Origin of the sequence: Pseudomonas weihenstephanensis, assembly GCF_001043055.1 — a bacterium.
Classification (GTDB): domain Bacteria; phylum Pseudomonadota; class Gammaproteobacteria; order Pseudomonadales; family Pseudomonadaceae; genus Aquipseudomonas; species Aquipseudomonas weihenstephanensis.
The window spans coordinates 785,732-802,792 of the sequence record NZ_JYLF01000001.1; the positions used below are offsets into that span (position 1 = coordinate 785,732).

General features: G+C 57.8%; 20 protein-coding genes. 18 read left to right on the plus strand and 2 right to left on the minus strand.

Annotated elements, in window-relative coordinates; all coding sequences use genetic code 11:
- Window positions 1-5: 5 nt before the first annotated feature.
- Entirely contained in the window at window positions 6-995 is a 990-nt protein-coding gene (gene sppA / locus TU86_RS03775) for a signal peptide peptidase SppA (protein ID WP_048362938.1), read from the plus strand.
- Between the two features lie 68 nt (window positions 996-1,063).
- Here sppA and TU86_RS03780 read toward each other — a convergent pair whose 3' ends face one another.
- Window positions 1,064-1,642 (minus strand): Maf family protein, encoded by a 579-nt coding sequence (locus tag TU86_RS03780; protein WP_048362939.1) that lies wholly within the window; start codon window positions 1,640-1,642, stop codon window positions 1,064-1,066.
- 105 nt (window positions 1,643-1,747) lie between these two features.
- Here TU86_RS03780 and TU86_RS03785 point away from each other — a divergent pair, with 105 nt between their 5' ends.
- From TU86_RS03785 to TU86_RS03860, 16 genes are all read left to right on the plus strand, one after another.
- Entirely contained in the window at window positions 1,748-2,275 is a 528-nt protein-coding gene (locus tag TU86_RS03785; RefSeq protein ID WP_048362940.1) for a YceD family protein, read from the plus strand.
- 13 nt (window positions 2,276-2,288) lie between these two features.
- Window positions 2,289-2,471: a 50S ribosomal protein L32 gene (rpmF, locus tag TU86_RS03790; RefSeq protein ID WP_003442519.1), complete on the plus strand. Its 183-nt coding sequence runs from the start codon at window positions 2,289-2,291 to the stop codon at window positions 2,469-2,471.
- A gap of 4 nt (window positions 2,472-2,475) precedes the next feature.
- A complete protein-coding gene (gene plsX / locus TU86_RS03795) occupies window positions 2,476-3,486 on the plus strand; it encodes a phosphate acyltransferase PlsX (RefSeq protein WP_082152854.1) in 1,011 nt (336 codons plus the stop codon).
- Between the two features lie 126 nt (window positions 3,487-3,612).
- Entirely contained in the window at window positions 3,613-4,551 is a 939-nt protein-coding gene (fabD, locus tag TU86_RS03800; RefSeq protein WP_048362941.1) for an ACP S-malonyltransferase, read from the plus strand.
- Window positions 4,552-4,567: 16 nt separating this feature from the next.
- Complete coding sequence (gene fabG / locus TU86_RS03805) at window positions 4,568-5,311, plus strand: 3-oxoacyl-ACP reductase FabG (RefSeq protein ID WP_048362942.1); 744 nt, start codon at window positions 4,568-4,570, stop codon at window positions 5,309-5,311.
- 191 nt (window positions 5,312-5,502) lie between these two features.
- A complete protein-coding gene (gene acpP / locus TU86_RS03810; protein WP_048362943.1) occupies window positions 5,503-5,739 on the plus strand; it encodes an acyl carrier protein in 237 nt (78 codons plus the stop codon).
- A 111-nt stretch (window positions 5,740-5,850) separates the two neighbouring features.
- Window positions 5,851-7,095, plus strand: a complete 1,245-nt coding sequence (fabF, locus tag TU86_RS03815) for a beta-ketoacyl-ACP synthase II (RefSeq protein ID WP_048362944.1) — start codon at window positions 5,851-5,853, stop codon at window positions 7,093-7,095.
- Window positions 7,095-7,913, plus strand: coding sequence for an aminodeoxychorismate lyase (gene pabC / locus TU86_RS03820; protein ID WP_048362945.1), 819 nt, complete (start codon window positions 7,095-7,097; stop codon window positions 7,911-7,913). The genes fabF and pabC overlap by 1 nt, the downstream gene beginning before the upstream one ends.
- A gap of 3 nt (window positions 7,914-7,916) precedes the next feature.
- On the plus strand, window positions 7,917-9,008 hold the full coding sequence (gene mltG, locus TU86_RS03825; protein ID WP_048362946.1) for an endolytic transglycosylase MltG: 1,092 nt from the start codon (window positions 7,917-7,919) through the stop codon (window positions 9,006-9,008).
- Between the two features lie 22 nt (window positions 9,009-9,030).
- Window positions 9,031-9,663, plus strand: a complete 633-nt coding sequence (gene tmk, locus TU86_RS03830) for a dTMP kinase (protein ID WP_048363042.1) — start codon at window positions 9,031-9,033, stop codon at window positions 9,661-9,663.
- A complete protein-coding gene (locus TU86_RS03835) occupies window positions 9,656-10,642 on the plus strand; it encodes a DNA polymerase III subunit delta' (RefSeq protein ID WP_048362947.1) in 987 nt (328 codons plus the stop codon). Before tmk ends, TU86_RS03835 begins: the two co-directional genes overlap by 8 nt.
- Before the next feature lie 32 nt (window positions 10,643-10,674).
- Entirely contained in the window at window positions 10,675-11,460 is a 786-nt protein-coding gene (locus tag TU86_RS03840; protein WP_048362948.1) for a TatD family hydrolase, read from the plus strand.
- 339 nt (window positions 11,461-11,799) lie between these two features.
- The gene (locus TU86_RS03845) at window positions 11,800-12,441 is read left to right on the plus strand and encodes a TetR/AcrR family transcriptional regulator (RefSeq protein WP_048362949.1); all 642 of its coding nucleotides are present in this window, start codon (window positions 11,800-11,802) and stop codon (window positions 12,439-12,441) included.
- Window positions 12,442-12,564: 123 nt separating this feature from the next.
- Window positions 12,565-13,533, plus strand: a complete 969-nt coding sequence (locus TU86_RS03850; RefSeq protein WP_048362950.1) for a GTP 3',8-cyclase MoaA — start codon at window positions 12,565-12,567, stop codon at window positions 13,531-13,533.
- A 101-nt stretch (window positions 13,534-13,634) separates the two neighbouring features.
- Window positions 13,635-14,240 (plus strand): DUF4823 domain-containing protein, encoded by a 606-nt coding sequence (locus TU86_RS03855; protein WP_048363043.1) that lies wholly within the window; start codon window positions 13,635-13,637, stop codon window positions 14,238-14,240.
- Window positions 14,241-14,255: 15 nt separating this feature from the next.
- Complete coding sequence (locus TU86_RS03860; protein ID WP_048362951.1) at window positions 14,256-14,825, plus strand: DUF1285 domain-containing protein; 570 nt, start codon at window positions 14,256-14,258, stop codon at window positions 14,823-14,825.
- A gap of 4 nt (window positions 14,826-14,829) precedes the next feature.
- Here TU86_RS03860 and TU86_RS03865 read toward each other — a convergent pair whose 3' ends face one another.
- A complete protein-coding gene (locus tag TU86_RS03865; protein ID WP_048362952.1) occupies window positions 14,830-15,894 on the minus strand; it encodes an NAD(P)-dependent alcohol dehydrogenase in 1,065 nt (354 codons plus the stop codon).
- Between the two features lie 181 nt (window positions 15,895-16,075).
- Between TU86_RS03865 and TU86_RS03870 the strand changes: the two genes are divergently transcribed.
- Complete coding sequence (locus tag TU86_RS03870; RefSeq protein WP_048362953.1) at window positions 16,076-16,969, plus strand: AraC family transcriptional regulator; 894 nt, start codon at window positions 16,076-16,078, stop codon at window positions 16,967-16,969.
- The last annotated feature ends 92 nt before the right edge of the window (window positions 16,970-17,061 follow it).

Consider the following 17,061-nt stretch of genomic DNA (forward strand, 5'->3'; position numbering starts at 1 on the left):
AGTGCATGGTCGATCAATGGAAAGCGCCCGCTGAGTCTGAGCCTGCTGCGGGTGATGACAAAAGCTGGAAGTTGCTGGAAAGAACCTTGTTGGCAGGTATTCAGGAGCAGCGCCGTGCACGTCGCTGGGGTATTTTTTTCAAGTTGCTGACCTTTCTGTTGCTGGTGGCGGTGCTGCTCACCTTCACGCCGTTGATGGATATGGAGCGCAACGCTACGGCGGGTTCGGGTTACAGTGCGCTGATCGAGGTGCGCGGGGTGATTGCCGATAAAGAGCAGGCCAGTGCCGATAACCTGGTGACCAGCTTGCAAGCGGCGTTTGATGATCCCAAAGTCAAAGGCGTGGTGCTGCGTATCAACAGTCCGGGCGGCAGTCCTGTGCAATCGGGTTATGTCTACGACGAGATCCGTCGTTTGCGCGGCTTGCACCCTGAGACCAAGGTGTACGCGGTGATTTCGGACCTCGGTGCCTCGGGTGCCTACTACATCGCCAGTGCGGCTGACGAGATTTATGCCGACAAAGCCAGTCTGGTGGGTTCGATTGGCGTGACAGCGGCAGGTTTCGGTTTTGTCGGGGCTATGGAAAAGCTGGGTGTTGAGCGTCGCGCCTACACTTCGGGCGAGCACAAGGCGTTCCTTGATCCCTTTGAGCCTCAAAAGCCGGACGAGACCAAGTTCTGGCAAGGCGTGCTAAATGTGACGCATGAGCAGTTCATTGCCAGCGTTAAGCAGGGTCGTGGCGATCGCTTGAAGGATAAAGAGCATCCTGAGTTGTTCTCGGGGTTGGTGTGGACGGGACAGCAAGCGCTGCCGCTGGGTCTGATTGACGGCTTGGGCAATGCCAGTTCGGTTGCCCGTGATGTGATTGGTGAAAAAGAGTTGGTTGATTTCACCGTGCAAGAGTCGGCATTCGATCGCTTCTCGAAAAAACTCGGTGCCAGCGTTGCAGAGCACGTTGCCTTGTGGATGGGTTTTCAGGGACCCACCTTGCGCTAACTTGCGACTGCACCAAAAAAACGGCCTGTGAAGGCCGTTGTTGTTTGGGTGGGGTCGGGTTTGCTGTGTTAAGGGATGCTGATGCCTTCATGGGTCAGCATGTCCACCAGTCGGATTAATGGCAGGCCAATCAAGCTGGTCGCGTCGTCCCCTTCGGTGCGCTGAAACAGACTCACGCCCAAGCCTTCGGCTTTAAAGCTGCCTGCGCAATCGTAGGGCTGCTCAGCGTGCAGGTAGCGTTCAATCTGTTCAGCGCTGAGCGTGCGCATGTGCACCGTGAAGGGCACGCAGTCAGTCTGGTGCTGCCCGGTGCGGCTGTTGAGCAGGGTCAGGCCGGTGAGGAAGCTGACGCTGGCGCCACTGGCGTCCAGGAGTTGTTGACGTGCCTTGTCGAAGGTGTGAGGTTTGCCGATGATTCGGCCATTAAGCACGGCCACCTGGTCTGAGCCGATGATCAAGTGGTCGGGATGGCTGCCCGCCAGTGCACGGGCCTTCTCCAGCGACAGGCGCTTGACCAGGTCGGCTGCGCTTTCATCTGTGTGGTGGCTTTCGTCGATGTCAGGTGAGCTGCAACTGAAGGGTAGGCGCAGACGAGCCAGTAATTCCCGGCGATAAACCGAGCTTGAGGCGAGTAATAAAGGCAGCATTCGCGGCTCCTGTAGATGAATGTCGATTCTAACGGGCGCACGGGATGTCGCACAGGCACAATTTCCTTTGACAGGTGAGGGGGTCGTCCCTAGAATGCTGCGCCTATGTTGAATGACCCGATTCCACCTCACGTTGACCCGCGCAAATTAGCTGATCGTGGCACTACCCTTCAAGGTGAAGTGCTGCTGGCTGATTTGGAGAGACTCTGCGACCCGCTTTCCGACAATGTCGGTACGGTCCAGGCTAAATTTGTTTTTGAGCGCGACGAGCGAAGATCTGTGGTAATACACAGCTCCATCGACGTCGAGGTCAAGATGGTTTGCCAGCGTTGTCTTGAGCTGGTCACCCTGCCGATCCATAGCGAATGCAGTTACGCTGTGGTGAAAGAGGGTGCGAATACCCAGTCGTTACCGAAAGGTTATGACGTGCTGGAACTGGGCGAAGATCCATTGGATCTGCATGCACTGATCGAGGAGGAGCTTTTGCTCGCCTTGCCCATTGTGCCTGCTCATCATCCGGAAGAATGCCAGCAGCCGGCGGGTCTCGATGAGCCCGATCCAGGCGAGGACGAGGTAACGCGGTCCAACCCGTTCAGTGTATTGGCGCAGTTAAAGCGTGACCCAAACGTTTAGGAGTTAATCAATTATGGCTGTTCAGCAGAACAAAAAATCCCGCTCTGCCCGTGACATGCGTCGTTCGCACGATGCTCTTTCGGCTAGCACGCTGTCTGTAGAAAAAACCACCGGTGAAATTCACCTGCGTCACCACGTATCGCCAGAAGGCGTATACCGTGGTCGTAAAGTGATCGACAAGGGCGCTGACGAGTAATCACTTGTCCGTTCAGGTCATCGCGATCGACGCAATGGGCGGGGACTTCGGTCCCCGCAGCATTGTTCAGGCTTGCATCGCTTGTCTGTCTGCTACACCCTCGCTGCATCTGACCCTCGTTGGTCAACCCTCCGTACTTGAAGATTTGATCGCCAGCCATTCGGTTGTGGATCGCTCGCGCCTGACCATTACTCCAGCCTCAGAAGTTATCGCCATGAGCGAGCGGCCTTCCCATGCGTTGCGTGGCAAGCCGGACTCCTCCATGCGGGTGGCGCTTGAGCTGCTGCGTGATGGCAAAGTGCAAGCTTGTGTCAGTTCGGGAAATACGGGGGCTTTGATGGCGCTGTCGCGGTTCGTCCTCAAAACACTGCCCGGCATAGATCGCCCTGCGATGGTGGCGGCGGTTCCAACGCAGACGGGCTATTGTCAGTTGCTGGATCTGGGGGCGAATGTCGATTGCACGGCTGAGCAGTTGTTTCAGTTCGCGGTGATGGGGTCGGTGGCGGCGCAGGCCCTCGGCACGCTTCGCCCGCGCGTAGCCCTGTTGAATATCGGTACCGAAGACATCAAGGGTAACCAGCAGGTCAAGGAGGCCGCCGCCTTGTTGCAAGCGGCGAGTGCTTTGCATTACATCGGCTTTGTCGAAGGTGATGGGTTGTACCGCGGCGAGGCCGATGTGGTGGTGTGTGACGGTTTTGTAGGTAATATCCTGCTCAAATCCAGTGAGGGCCTGGCGACCATGATCTCAGGCCGGATTGAGGCGCTGTTCAAGCGCACGCTCTTTGGGCGATGTGTCGGTGCGTTGGCGATGCCGTTACTGCGTCGCTTGCAGGCTGATTTGGCCCCCGCACGGCACAATGGCGCGAGTTTTCTGGGGTTGCAGGGAATTGTCATTAAGAGTCACGGTTCGGCAGGTGCTCAGGGCTTTCAAAGTGCGATACAACGGGCGCTGATTGAAATCCATGAAGACCTGCCAAAGCGTTTGCATGGGCGCCTTGAAGGGTTGTTACCGTAGGCGTATTGCCGGTCGAGCGTGTAAATGTGACCGCACGGTCTAAATCGCCATCCAACTGTCAGTTTCTTGCGTCCGCCACGGCAGGACGTCAATTCACCGACGACAAGATCATTAGGGGCTTGTTACATGTCTACATCCCTCGCATTCGTCTTTCCAGGGCAGGGTTCGCAGTCCCTCGGCATGTTGGCCGAGCTGGGCGCGGAACACCCGCTGGTCCTGGAAACATTTAAAGAAGCTTCTGATGCTCTGGGTTACGACCTGTGGGCGTTGACCCAGGTCGGCCCTGCCGAGAAGCTGAATCAAACAGATATCACCCAGCCCGCCATTTTGACCGCCTCGATTGCCCTGTGGCGTCTGTGGTTGGCAGAAGGCGGCAAGCAGCCTGATTTTGTTGCTGGCCATAGCTTGGGCGAGTACAGCGCGCTGGTTGCTGCCGGTTGCCTGAGCCTGGCTGATGCCGTGAAGCTCGTTGAGCGTCGCGGTCGCCTGATGCAAGAAGCTGTTCCTGCCGGTCAAGGCGCCATGGCAGCGATCCTGGGGCTGGACGATGCTGATGTGCTGGCTGCCTGTACTGACGCGGCGCAAGGCGAAGTGGTTAGTGCGGTTAATTTCAACTCGCCGGGCCAGGTGGTTATTGCCGGAGCCAAGGCGGCTGTTGAGCGCGCCATGGAGCTGTGCAAGGCCAAGGGCGCCAAGCGTGCGCTGCCGCTGCCGGTGAGTGTGCCCTCGCACTGTGAATTGATGCGACCCGCAGCTGAGCGTTTTGCCGAGTCGATCCAGGCCATTGACTGGAAAATGCCGCAAATCCCGCTGGTGCAGAATGTCAGCGCCGCCGTGGCGAACGATTTGGATACCCTCAAGCGCGACTTGCTTGAGCAGCTGTACAAGCCTGTGCGCTGGGTTGAATCAGTTCAATGTCTGGCGGCCAATGGCCCGGTCGAGCTGGTTGAATGTGGCCCGGGCAAAGTTCTGGTGGGCATCAGCAAGCGTTGCGCTGAGGGCATCACCACTCACAACTTGAATACCCCAGACGCCTTCGCTGCCGCTCGTGCGGCACTGGCCTGAATTAGGAGAAGCCTGCATGAGCTTGCAAGGTAAAGTTGCACTGGTAACGGGCGCTAGCCGTGGCATTGGCCAGGCGATCGCATTGGAGTTGGGTCGTCAGGGCGCCATTGTCATTGGCACTGCCACCACTGCTTCGGGTGCTGAGCGCATTGCTGCCACGCTGAAAGAAAACGGCGTTCAGGGCACGGGCATGGAACTCAATGTCACGGATGCAGATTCCGTTGCCGCCGTGCTGAACAGCATTCAGGAGCAGTTCGGCGCGCCGGCGATCCTGGTCAATAATGCTGGCATCACCCGCGATAACCTGATGATGCGCATGAAAGACGACGAATGGCATGATGTTATCGATACCAACTTGAACAGTCTGTTTCGCCTCTCCAAGGGTGTTTTGCGCGGCATGACCAAGGCGCGTTGGGGACGAATTATCAACATTGGCTCTGTTGTGGGTGCCATGGGCAACGCAGGCCAAGTAAACTATGCCGCCGCCAAGGCCGGCCTCGAAGGTTTCAGCCGTGCTCTGGCGCGTGAAGTGGGTTCGCGCTCAATCACTGTCAACTCGGTGGCTCCTGGGTTTATCGATACCGACATGACCCGCGAGTTGCCGCAAGCACAGCGTGAAGCCTTGCAGACGCAGATTCCGCTGGGTCGTTTGGGTCAGGCTCAAGAGATCGCGAACGTGGTCGCTTTCCTGGCTTCGGACGGTGCAGCTTACGTGACTGGGGCTACAATTCCGGTCAACGGCGGGATGTACATGAGTTAAATGTGACGGATTGCTGCAAAAAAATGTCATACGAGCTGTCTAAAATCCGTTATAAAGCTGCAATCTTTTTATAGGCAGCCGGTTGTAGCGGGGTAGGTGCAAAGCTTTCAGTTGAAAAACTGAAAAGTCTTTCGATACACTTGCCCACTGGCCAGCTGCCTGAATTTGTCCATTAGGAGTGAAAACAAGGTATGAGCACCATCGAAGAACGCGTCAAGAAAATCGTTGCCGAGCAACTGGGCGTTAAAGAAGAAGAAGTGACCAACGCTGCTTCCTTCGTTGAAGACCTGGGTGCCGACTCCCTTGACACTGTTGAGCTTGTGATGGCTCTGGAAGAGGAATTCGAGACCGAAATTCCTGATGAAGAAGCTGAAAAGATCACTACTGTACAAGCTGCTATCGATTACGTTACTGCCCACCAGGCGTAATAGTTTGTAATCGTTACATGCTGTCATGGAAAAACCGCACTGCCACTATGGCGTGCGGTTTTTTCTTTAGGCTTGATGCAAAGTGTCGTCAATAGAATAAAGGAGAGTGCTGTGTCGCGTAGACGCGTCGTAGTCACCGGTATGGGGATGTTGTCGCCACTGGGTGCGGATGTTCCGAGCACCTGGCAAGGCATTCTGGCAGGCCGAAGTGGCATTGGTCTGATCGAACACACGGATCTTTCTGCCTATTCCACCCGTTTTGGCGGCTCGGTACAGGGCTTTAACGTTGAGGATTACCTCTCCGTCAAAGAAGCCCGAAAACTTGACCTGTTTATTCAATACGGTTTGGCAGCTGGTTTTCAGGCAATACGAAATGCTGGCCTGGAAGTCACGGATGCCAATCGTGAGCGTATTGGTGTGGCAATGGGGTCGGGTATTGGGGGATTGACCAATATCGAAGAAACCAGCCGTACCTTGCACGAACAAGGCCCGCGACGGATTTCTCCGTTTTTTGTGCCTGGCTCGATCATCAATATGATTTCCGGTTTTCTGTCTATCCACTTGGGTACACAGGGACCTAACTACGCCATTTCGACAGCGTGTACCACGGGTACGCATTGCATCGGTATGGCGGCGCGCAACATTGCCTACGGCGAAGCCGATGTGATGATTGCCGGCGGTGCTGAAATGGCCGCATGCGGTTTGGGCATGGGCGGCTTTGGTGCCTCGCGTGCGCTATCGACCCGCAACGATGACCCGACGCGTGCCAGCCGTCCCTGGGACAAAGGCCGTGATGGCTTCGTGCTGTCTGATGGCGCCGGTGCACTGGTGCTTGAAGAGCTTGAACACGCCAAGGCGCGTGGCGCGACGATCTATGCCGAGCTGATTGGCTTCGGGATGAGCGGCGACGCGTATCACATGACCTCGCCCCCGGCGGATGGCGCAGGCGCTGCACGCTGCATCACCAATGCCTTGCGTGATGCCAGGGTGAACATCGATCAAGTGCAGTACATCAATGCCCACGGTACGTCGACGCCTGCCGGTGACCTGGCGGAAGTGTCGGCGATCAAGTCGGTGTTCGGTGATCACGCCTACAACTTGGCGGTCAGTTCGACCAAATCGATGACCGGGCACTTGTTGGGTGCTGCTGGCGCGGTTGAGGCAATTTTCAGCGTGCTGGCGATTAACAGTCAGATTGCCCCGCCGACCATCAACCTGGACGAGCCTGATGAAGGCTGCGATCTGGACTTCGTGCCGCACACGCCGCGTGAAATGCCGATCGATGTCGTACTGTCCAATTCGTTCGGGTTTGGCGGCACCAACGGCTCACTGGTTTTCCGCCGGTTCGCCGAGTGATGCACAGCTGGGTCGACGGTCTGACAGCGCACGGTTTATCGTCGCTCAAGGACCGTGGGCTGGCCTACGGCGACGGTCTGTTTGAGACCGTCGCCGTCAAGGCCGGGCGGCCGGTGTTGCTGGAGCTGCACATGCAGCGCCTGGTGCGGGGCTGCTCACGACTGGCGATTACTGCGGATCAGTCACTGATTCGCAGTGAAGTGCTGGCGTATGCACAGGCGATGGGCGAGGGCGTTCTCAAGCTCATCCTGACCCGCGGCGACAGCCTGCGCGGTTATGCCGCGTGCCCCGAGGCTCAGCCTCGCAGAATTCTGCAAGCCAGCCCTGCGCCGGCTTATCCCCTAGCGCACGCCCTTGAAGGTGTTCAGTTATTTGACTGCACCACGCGATTGGCTGAGCAACCGCTGCTGGCGGGACTTAAGCATCTCAATCGGTTGGAGCAAGTCATTGCCCGTTCGGAATGGCAAGACCCGACTTACGCCGAAGGCTTGATGCGTGACACCTCGGGACGCGTGATCGAGGGCGTGTTCAGTAACCTGTTTTTAGTGCGTGACGGGGTGTTGATCACCGCCGACCTGCAACGCTGTGGGGTGGCGGGTGTGATGCGTGCTGCATTACTGAGCGAGGCCGAGCGCCTGGCGATCCCGTGTCATGTCACTGATATCAGCGTTGAGCAGCTTCAACAGGCGGATGAACTCTTTGTCTGCAACAGCGTGTACGGCATTTGGCCTGTACGGGGTGTTGCTGGTCTGAGCTGGCCGGTGGGGCCACTCACCCGTAAACTGCAAAGCATTGCCCGCACCCTATTGGATGTTTGATTCGTGAAACGTAAATTCTTGTTGCTGCTGGAGACCGGTCTGGTGTTGGCGGGCCTGGTGTTGGGCGCCAGCGCCTGGAAACTCAATTCGGCGCTCGAGCAGCCGCTAAGCCTCACGCAAGAACAACTGCTTGATGTACCGGCGGGCGCGACCCCAACCGGTATGTTCAATCGCCTTGAGGCAGACGACACGCTGCAAGACGCCTTTTGGTTGCGCGTGTATTGGCGCTTCAATCTGGCGGAGCAACCGCTGCACAGCGGCGAATACCGCATGACGCCCGGCATGACAGCCCAGGACCTGATCGGCCTTTGGCAGCGTGGAGAGGTGGTGCAATACAGCCTGACGCTGGTCGAAGGCTGGAATTTTCGACAAGTGCGCAGCGCGTTGGCCAAGCACGAGAAAATCGAGCAGACCCTCGACGGCCTGAGTGACAGTGAGGTGATGGCCAAGCTCGGTCATCCGGGTGAGTTCCCGGAAGGGCGGTTCTTCCCCGACACCTATCGCTTTGTGCGTGGCATGAGCGATGCGCAGTTGCTTGAAAAGGCCTATGACCGTTTGCATAAGGTGTTGGCTGAAGAATGGGCGCAGCGCGCCCCGGACCTGCCCTACGCAGACCCTTATCAAGCGCTGATCATGGCCTCGCTGGTAGAAAAAGAAACCGGTGTGCCGCATGAGCGTGGGCAGATTGCCGGGGTGTTTGTGCGCCGTATGAAGATCGGCATGCCATTACAGACCGATCCCACCGTGATTTACGGTTTGGGCGAGCGGTACAACGGCAAGCTCACCCGCGCCCACTTGCGCGAACCGACGCCTTACAACACCTACACGATTCCCGGTTTGCCACCGACACCGATTGCCATGGTAGGCCGTGAAGCCATTCATGCCGCTTTGCATCCGGTCAGCGGCAGCAGTTTGTATTTTGTGGCCAAGGGTGATGGCAGCCACACGTTCTCTGATGATCTGGACGCGCATAACAGCGCCGTCCGTGAATTCCAGATCAAACGCCGTGCCGATTACCGTTCAAGCCCTGCGCCGGATGCCGTCGCCCCTGTTTCCCCGTCGCCCGGCGAAGCCCAACCGCAAAGCGCGCAATGACACTGATAAAGGACTGCTGCCTGTGACTGGCTTGTTTATTACGTTGGAAGGCCCCGAAGGCGCGGGCAAAACCACCAACCGCGAATACCTGGCCGCGCGCTTGCGGGCTGAAGGTATTGATGTGGTGCTGACCCGTGAACCGGGCGGCACGCCGCTGGCTGAGCGCATTCGTGAGCTGTTGTTGGCACCGAGCGACGATGCCATGTGCGCAGACACCGAGTTGTTGTTGGTGTTTGCCGCCCGCGCGCAGCACTTGGCCGAGGTGATCCGCCCGGCGCTGGAGCGTGGCGCCGTGGTGCTGTGTGATCGCTTTACCGACGCCACCTACGCGTACCAAGGCGGTGGCCGCGGCTTATCGAAAGAGCGCATCGCGACCCTTGAGTCATTTGTACAGGGTCACCTGCGTCCCGACTTGACGCTGGTATTCGATTTGCCTATCGAGGTTGGCATGGCGCGCGCCAGTGCGCGGGGCCGCCTGGATCGCTTCGAGCAAGAAGGCCGGACCTTTTTTGATGCCGTGCGCAGTACCTATCTGCAGCGCGCTGAAGCCGCCCCGCAGCGTTACCGTTTGATTGACGCGGCGCAAAGCCTTGAGCACGTTCAGGCGCAGCTGGACGCGTTGATGCCGCAAGTGCTGGGTCTGTACCGTGGCTGAAGCCTATCCGTGGCAAGACGGCCTCTGGCAGCAAATGGCCGGGCGCGCACACCATGCGCACGCCTATCTGCTGCACGGGCCTGCCGGGATCGGCAAGCGCGCCCTAGCCGAGCGCCTGATGGCCCGCCTGCTGTGCAGACAACCTGCCGGGCTTGAGGCCTGCGGTACCTGCAAGTCTTGCCTGCTGTTGGCGGCGGGCAGTCATCCGGACAACTACATTCTGGAACCCGAAGAAGCGGACAAGGCGATCAAGGTCGACCAAGTGCGTGATCTGGTGAGTTTTGTGGTGCAAACCGCTCAGTTGGGCGGGCGCAAGGTGGTGTTGGTCGAGCCGGTGGAGGCGATGAATATCAACGCGGCCAACGCATTGCTCAAAAGCCTGGAAGAGCCGTCGGGCGATACGGTATTGCTGTTGGTCAGTCACCAGTCCAGCCGTTTGTTGCCGACCATCCGCAGTCGTTGTGTGCAGCAGGCGTGCCCGCTGCCGAACGAAACGCTGAGCCTGGCGTGGCTGGCTAAAACCTTGCCCGATTGCAGTGCTGATGAGCGGGTGGAGTTATTGACCCTGGCGGCCGGTTCGCCATTGGCCGCAGTCAAGTTGCACGCACAGGGTGTGCGAGAGCAGCGGGCTGGCGTAGTGGAAGGGGTTAAAAAGCTGCTCAAGCAGCAGATCTCGGCCACTCAATTGGCAGAAAGCTGGAACGCGATTCCCCTTTTATTGCTGTTTGATTGGTTCTGTGACTGGTCGAGCCTGATCTTGCGCTATCAACTGACTCAGGACGAAGCCGGCCTGGGCCTTGAAGACATGCGCAAAGTCGTGCAGTACCTGGCGCAAAAAACGCCGCAGGAAAAAGTCCTGAACATTCAGGACTGGATTCTGGCCCAGCGTCAAAAGGTGTTGAGCAAGGCCAACCTCAACCGAGTGCTGTTGCTTGAAGCGTTATTGGTGCAATGGGCAAGCCTGCCCGGCCAGCGCTGAGTTGATTCACATTTTTAAGCAGGTGATTTTCCATGCTCGTTGACTCCCACTGCCATCTTGATCGCCTTGATCTGAGTGCCCACGACGGTTCGCTGGACGCCGCCCTGCAAGCGGCGCGTGATCGCGGGGTGGGGCATTTTCTGTGCATTGGCGTCAGCGCTGACAACGCGGCCGATGTCAAAGCCCTGACCGAGCGTTATAGCGATGTGGACTGTTCGGTGGGCGTGCACCCGCTGGACGTGCAACCGGGCGCCGCTCCGGCATTGGACTGGCTGCTGAGCGAGCTGAATCACCCGCAGGTGGTGGCGATTGGCGAAACCGGCCTGGATTATCACTACGAACCTGAAGCGGCCGAGTTGCAGCAGTTGTCGTTTCGCGTTCACTTGCAAGCCGCGCAGCAAACCGGCAAACCGGTCGTGGTGCATACCCGTGGCGCACGTGCAGACACCCTGGCGCTGCTGCGCGAAGCCGCATTGCCGCAGGCCGGTGTGTTGCATTGTTTTACCGAAGACTGGGATATGGCCAAGGCGGCGCTGGACCTGGGTTTTTACATTTCGCTTTCCGGCATCGTGACGTTCCGCAACGCCGACGCCCTGCGAGACGTGGCGCGCCAAGTGCCGGCCGATCGTTTGCTGGTGGAGACTGACTCGCCGTACCTGGCGCCGATTCCTTACCGGGGCAAGCCCAACCTGCCGCAGTACGTACGTGAAGTGGCAGAGTTTCTGGCCATGTTGCGCGGTGAGTCCTACGAGCGTTTTGCCGAGCAGACCACCGAAAACTTCCAGCGCCTGTTCCCGCTGGCGCGGGTCCAACACTGACCCGTCGGCAAAAAAGACAAAAAAAACCCGGGCTCTGGGGGAATCCGGGTTAAGACCATTAGGAGTAAAACAAAGGCGCACACTCCGTTGTGACCCTTATCGGCGAAGCATTTGGGGGGTATGTCACGCCGACACCCTAAGTATTGGTCAGCTTTGTAGGGCGTCCAGTCGGCATTGATCATTTTTTAAACAGATTTGGAATACCCGTGATTCGTTTGAGTACGCATTGTGCTGGGCATTATTCATCCGCAGACATCGATAGGCAGGATGATCCGTGCAATTTAGCGTGACTTAGGCATAATACCGGGCTTCGATTTTGACCCCTACAGACCTTTTCTTATGCACAAAGAACCCCGTAAGGTCCGTGAGTTTCGTCGCCGCGAGCAAGAAATTCTCGATACCGCGCTCAAACTGTTCCTCGAACAGGGTGAAGACAGCGTCACCGTCGAGATGATTGCGGATGCCGTCGGCATCGGTAAAGGCACGATCTACAAGCATTTCAAGTCCAAGGCCGAGATCTATCTGCGCCTGATGCTCGACTATGAGCGTGATTTGAACGAGCTGCTGCATTCCGCCGATGTGGATAAAGACAAAGAAGCGCTGTCGCGCGCCTACTTTGAATTTCGCATGCGTGACCCTCAGCGTTATCGGTTGTTTGATCGCCTTGAAGAGAAGGTGGTCAAAGGTAATCAGGTGCCTGAGTTGATCGAAGAGCTGCATAAAATCCGTGCGTCGAATTTTGAGCGCCTCACGCTCCTGATCAAAGGTCGGATCAGCGAAGGCAAGCTCGAAGACGTACCGCCTTATTTCCACTACTGCGCTGCCTGGGCGCTGGTTCACGGCGCGGTGGCGCTGTACCACTCGCCGTTCTGGAGCAATGTCCTGGAAGATCAGGAAGGTTTTTTCCAGTTCCTGATGGACATCGGTGTGCGCATGGGTAACAAGCGCAAGCGCGATACAGACACCCCGGCTGTCGAGTAACGCCGTCGGTTCACCGCGCATGGCGCTTTGCCGTGCCGCCTATACTCAGGTGTAGGTCTTGCCAAAACCTGATACATGAGTCAGGTTTTGGGGCGTCCTACTTCCCTCGTGCCGGAGTCATCCATGATTGTTGACCGCCAAGGCAGACAATTTCGCAACTTGCGCATTAGTCTGACCTCCGCTTGCAACTATGCCTGCACCTACTGCGTGCCGAACGGCAAGCGATTAGTGGCGGCGCAGGATGAGTTGTCAGCTCAAGTAATGGCGCGTGGCGTGGCGTATCTGATTGAAGCGGCCGGAATTGAGCGTTTACGTATTACCGGCGGCGAGCCGTTGGTCAGTCCCAAGCTGGAAACCTTCATGCGCGAAGTCGGGCAGTTGGGCCTGAGTGATATCAGCCTGACCACCAATGGCCAATTGCTCACGCGCAAATTACCGTTGCTGCTGGACGCGGGCATACGCCGCCTCAATGTGTCCCTCGACACCCTCAACCCCGACGCTTTTCGCAGCATTGCCCGCGGCGGCGATTTGGCGACCGTGCTCAATGGCCTGCAACACGCCAGCGAGGCGGGGATGAAGATCAAGGTCAATATGGTGCCCTTGCGGGGTCAGAACCTGGATCAGGTCCTGCCGCTGTTGGAGTACTGCCTTGAGCGAGGGTTCGAACTGCGCTTTATCGAACTGATGCGCATGGGCCATCTGGCCAGCGATGGCAATGCGTTTTTGCATCAGTTTGTGAGCTTGCAGCAATTGCTTGAGCTGATTGGCGAGCGGCACGACTACCTGCAAGCCGATGCGCCGATTGATGCCACGGCCGTGCGCTATCAGATCCCGGGCCGGGGGTATTTCGGTGTGATTGCCAACGAGAGTGTCCCGTTTTGTCGGACGTGTTCGCGGTTGCGCCTTTCATCGACCGGCTGGTTGCACGGGTGTTTATCGTCGAGTAATCGTCATTACGTCGGGGATTTGCTCAACAAGCCCCGGCACGAAGCGTTGCCGGCGTTGCAAGGTTTGTTGATGAAAGCCTTGGGTGACAAGCAGGACGTCGCCTTTTCGGGGGGGGCCACGGTGATGAAAATCATTGGTGGTTGATGTGTGTGTCCTGCGATGTTCAGCTTCGGCTCAAACTGGCGCGCAAACTGCATTACGCGGCTATTCGCCGGTTTTTTGTCACCGGCCATCGGGAGATCGTGATGCGTAGTCTGTTTGTGTTGCTGGCTTTTTTGGCGCTGGGTGGTTGCATGAAGGTCAGCGACCTGGGCGAAGGCGCGCGCTATCAAATGAGTGACGCCGGTTTGCTCGACCACAGCAACACGCGTCGCAGCAATTCGCTGCGCATCCAGCCCGACTCCTTCATTTACATTGCTCAAGGCCCGTTTAAGCCCATCGGCGACCCTTACGTGCGGCCCAACGTTGTGGCAGAAGAAGCCTACAGTGGTTTTATCGAATACTTCCCGATGGTGCGTCGTGCCAAGGCACCGCTGGGATTGGACGAAGCGATGACTGAAGCCCGGGGTTTTGGCGCGCACTATTTGCTCTACACCCGATTTGCCCGTGCCGATGACCGCATTGGCAACAGTGACGAGTGGCTGGACCAGGAAGAAATCAGCCGTTTGGGTATCGACAGTGGTGTGATTCAGGTGATGTTGATCGAGACCAGCACCCAATACTTGATCGACACGGCCACCATTCGCAGCCGTGGCGGTTTGCTGACGTTTCATGACAACAAGCCTGCCGACCTGATTGGCCCGCCGCTGGCTAAGTACGCGCGCAGCTTGATAGGCTTGAGCGATCAATAAATTCAGGAGGGCAGTATGAGCGAGCCGGTGGACGTCAGTGGCCTGTTGGCGCAAATCCCCAAGCCCGGCAAAGGTTTGCCGCCGGTTCACTTGTGGGACACCGCATTTTGCGGCGACATCGACATGCGCATCGCCCGTGATGGTACTTGGTATTACATGGGAACGCCGATTGGGCGCAAGCCGATGGTCAAGCTGTTCTCAACCATCATTCTCCGTGAGGGTGACGATTACTTTCTGATAACACCGGTGGAAAAGGTCGGGATCAAAGTCGATGACGCGCCCTTTGTGGCGGTTACCCTTGAGGTCGAAGGGGTGGGTGAGCAGCAGGTGTTGCGCTTCACCACGAACGTGGATGAGCAGTTTGAATTGGATCGTGAACACCCGTTGCGGGTGGTGATTGATCCTGTCACTCAAGAGCCTTCGCCTTACGTGCGGGTACGACGCAACCTTGAGGCGTTGATCCATCGCAATGTGTTTTACCCGTTGGTCGAGATGGCGCAGACGCTGGTCATTGATGGCCAGCCTTGGCTGGGCGTGTGGAGCAACGGGGAGTTCTTCCCCATTGCTCCCGCCCCGGCGGGCTAAACGCTTAGGCTTTCAGCGTTTTCATATCAATCACGAAGCGGTATTTCACATCACCTTTCTGCACGCGTTCAAACGCTTGGTTGATGTTTTTGATGTCGAGCATTTCGATGTCACAGGTGATGCCATTCGCGGCGCTGAAATCCAGCATTTCTTGAGTTTCAGCGATACCGCCGATGAGCGAGCCGGCCAGCACGCGACGCTTGAACACCAGGTTGAACGCATCCACAGCCGGTTCAACCGGTTCGATCAAGCCAACCAGAATGTGCACGCCGTCAAAACGCAGGGTTTCGAGGTAGGGGTTCAGGTCGTGTTGCACCGGAATGGTGTCGAGCAAGAAATCGAAGCTGCCAGCGGCGGCTTTCATTTGCTCGGCGTCGGTGGACACGATCACGTGATCGGCACCTTGACGGCGCGCTTCTTCAGCTTTGGCGGCGGAGCGTGTGAACAAGGTCACTTCTGCGCCCATGGCCTTGGCAAACTTGATCCCCATGTGGCCCAAGCCACCCATGCCCAGCACGCCCACTTTGTCGCCCGGCTCAACACCGTAGTGTTGCAGCGGCGAGTAAGTGGTGATGCCGGCGCACAGCAGCGGGGCTGCACTGGCCGGATCGAGGTTTTCCGGAATGCGCACTACGAAGGCTTCGCGCACCACGATGCTGTCCGAGTAGCCGCCCATTGTAGTGGTGCCGTCAATACGGTCCGGTGAGCCGTAGGTCTGGGTGAAGCCTTCCAGGCAGTACTGCTCCAAATCTTCTTTACAGGCCGAACATTCGCGGCACGAATCGACCATGCAGCCTACGCCGACCATATCGCCCACTTTGTATTGAGTGACGTCGCTACCGACGGTGGTGACTTTGCCCACGATTTCGTGGCCTGGCATGACCGGGTAAACCGCAAAGCCCCAATCGTTGTGCACTTGGTGGATATCGGAGTGGCACACGCCGCAGTACAACACCTCAATGGCGACGTCGTCCGGGCGCGGGGCGCGGCGGTTAAACTGCATCGGGGCCAAGGGGGCCGAGGTGGTTTGAGCGGCATAGCCGATGGCGTTGTAAGTGACGTTGGACATGGAAGGCCTCGCGAAACGTTGACGGTGAACAAGGAGGTCATTTTGCGCTCGCCAGTCTTGCAGGACTATGACAATTCCTCCGCCTGTTATGCCTATTCCTCCGGCGTGTCGGGCTGGAGGTGGTTTTGGTGGCCAATTCTGCGAAGATGCGCCTGTCTATTCCTCCTGTGAAGTTGTCTTCATGTTTTTGACTCGCCATCGCGATGAGAACGCCACGCTGGTCTCGTTGATCGAGCCGCTGGCCTCGCAAACCGGTTTTGTATCGACTTTATTGCCTGAAGTGCGCGTGGTGTCGGCGTGTCGGGCTGTGGCGCGCATGCCGCAGATTTATGAGCCTAGCCTGATGGTCATCGCGCAAGGCAGTAAGTTGGCCTATCTCGGTCAGCGCACCCTGGAATATGGCGCAGGCCATTACCTTGTGCAGGCGCTGTCGGTGCCGTTTGAGTGTGAAACCTTTGCCTCTGAAACGTTGCCACTGCTGGGGGTGGCGATCAGTATTGATCGGGCTGTGCTGGGGGAGCTGGTGCTGGCGATGGGGCTGGACCCGGACCGTAGCGCCGTGGCGCAAACGCCGGAATCCATGACCTCGGCGGTGTTGGATGACGAAATGCGCCAAGCGGTTGAGCGTTTGCTACGTTGCCTGCATGACCCGCTGGAGTGCCGGATCATGGGTAAAGCGCGCTTGCGCGAAGTTCTTTTCGCGGCACTGCGTGGGCCGCAGGCCGGGGTGTTGCGGGCACTGGTTGAGCAGCAGGGCCAGTTCGCCCGGGTTGCCGCCTCGCTCAGTCATTTGCATGAGCACTTTGCCGAGCCGTTGAATGTCGACACGCTGGCACGGTGCGCCAACATGAGCACGTCCACCTTCCATGAGCATTTCAAACGCAGCACTTTGCTGTCGCCGGTGCAATATCTCAAACGTTTGCGTTTGTTGCGGGCGCAGCAGTTGTTGTTGAGTGAAAGGCTGGGTGTGGCGCAGGTGGCCGAACGCGTGGGCTATCAGAGCGCCTCGCAATTCAGTCGTGAGTACAAGCGCTACTTTGAACGCAGTCCCGGGCATGAGGGGGCAGGGTGCTGAGGGCCTTACAACCGTTGTGTAGTCGATGACCAGGCACGAGGCTGCGATAAGAACTGCAGGGCCTTCGATCAATAAAGCGGGGCCGCTTTGCA

Coding starts and splice junctions, on each gene's coding strand:
- sppA (WP_048362938.1), top strand. CDS start 6: ATGGTCGATCAATGGAAAGCGCCCGCTGAGTCTGAGCCTGCTGCGGGT.
- TU86_RS03780 (WP_048362939.1), bottom strand. CDS start 1,642: ATGCTGCCTTTATTACTCGCCTCAAGCTCGGTTTATCGCCGGGAATTA.
- TU86_RS03785 (WP_048362940.1), top strand. CDS start 1,748: ATGTTGAATGACCCGATTCCACCTCACGTTGACCCGCGCAAATTAGCT.
- rpmF (WP_003442519.1), top strand. CDS start 2,289: ATGGCTGTTCAGCAGAACAAAAAATCCCGCTCTGCCCGTGACATGCGT.
- fabD (WP_048362941.1), top strand. CDS start 3,613: ATGTCTACATCCCTCGCATTCGTCTTTCCAGGGCAGGGTTCGCAGTCC.
- fabG (WP_048362942.1), top strand. CDS start 4,568: ATGAGCTTGCAAGGTAAAGTTGCACTGGTAACGGGCGCTAGCCGTGGC.
- acpP (WP_048362943.1), top strand. CDS start 5,503: ATGAGCACCATCGAAGAACGCGTCAAGAAAATCGTTGCCGAGCAACTG.
- pabC (WP_048362945.1), top strand. CDS start 7,095: ATGCACAGCTGGGTCGACGGTCTGACAGCGCACGGTTTATCGTCGCTC.
- TU86_RS03840 (WP_048362948.1), top strand. CDS start 10,675: ATGCTCGTTGACTCCCACTGCCATCTTGATCGCCTTGATCTGAGTGCC.
- TU86_RS03845 (WP_048362949.1), top strand. CDS start 11,800: ATGCACAAAGAACCCCGTAAGGTCCGTGAGTTTCGTCGCCGCGAGCAA.
- TU86_RS03850 (WP_048362950.1), top strand. CDS start 12,565: ATGATTGTTGACCGCCAAGGCAGACAATTTCGCAACTTGCGCATTAGT.
- TU86_RS03855 (WP_048363043.1), top strand. CDS start 13,635: ATGCGTAGTCTGTTTGTGTTGCTGGCTTTTTTGGCGCTGGGTGGTTGC.
- TU86_RS03860 (WP_048362951.1), top strand. CDS start 14,256: ATGAGCGAGCCGGTGGACGTCAGTGGCCTGTTGGCGCAAATCCCCAAG.
- TU86_RS03865 (WP_048362952.1), bottom strand. CDS start 15,894: ATGTCCAACGTCACTTACAACGCCATCGGCTATGCCGCTCAAACCACC.
- TU86_RS03870 (WP_048362953.1), top strand. CDS start 16,076: ATGTTTTTGACTCGCCATCGCGATGAGAACGCCACGCTGGTCTCGTTG.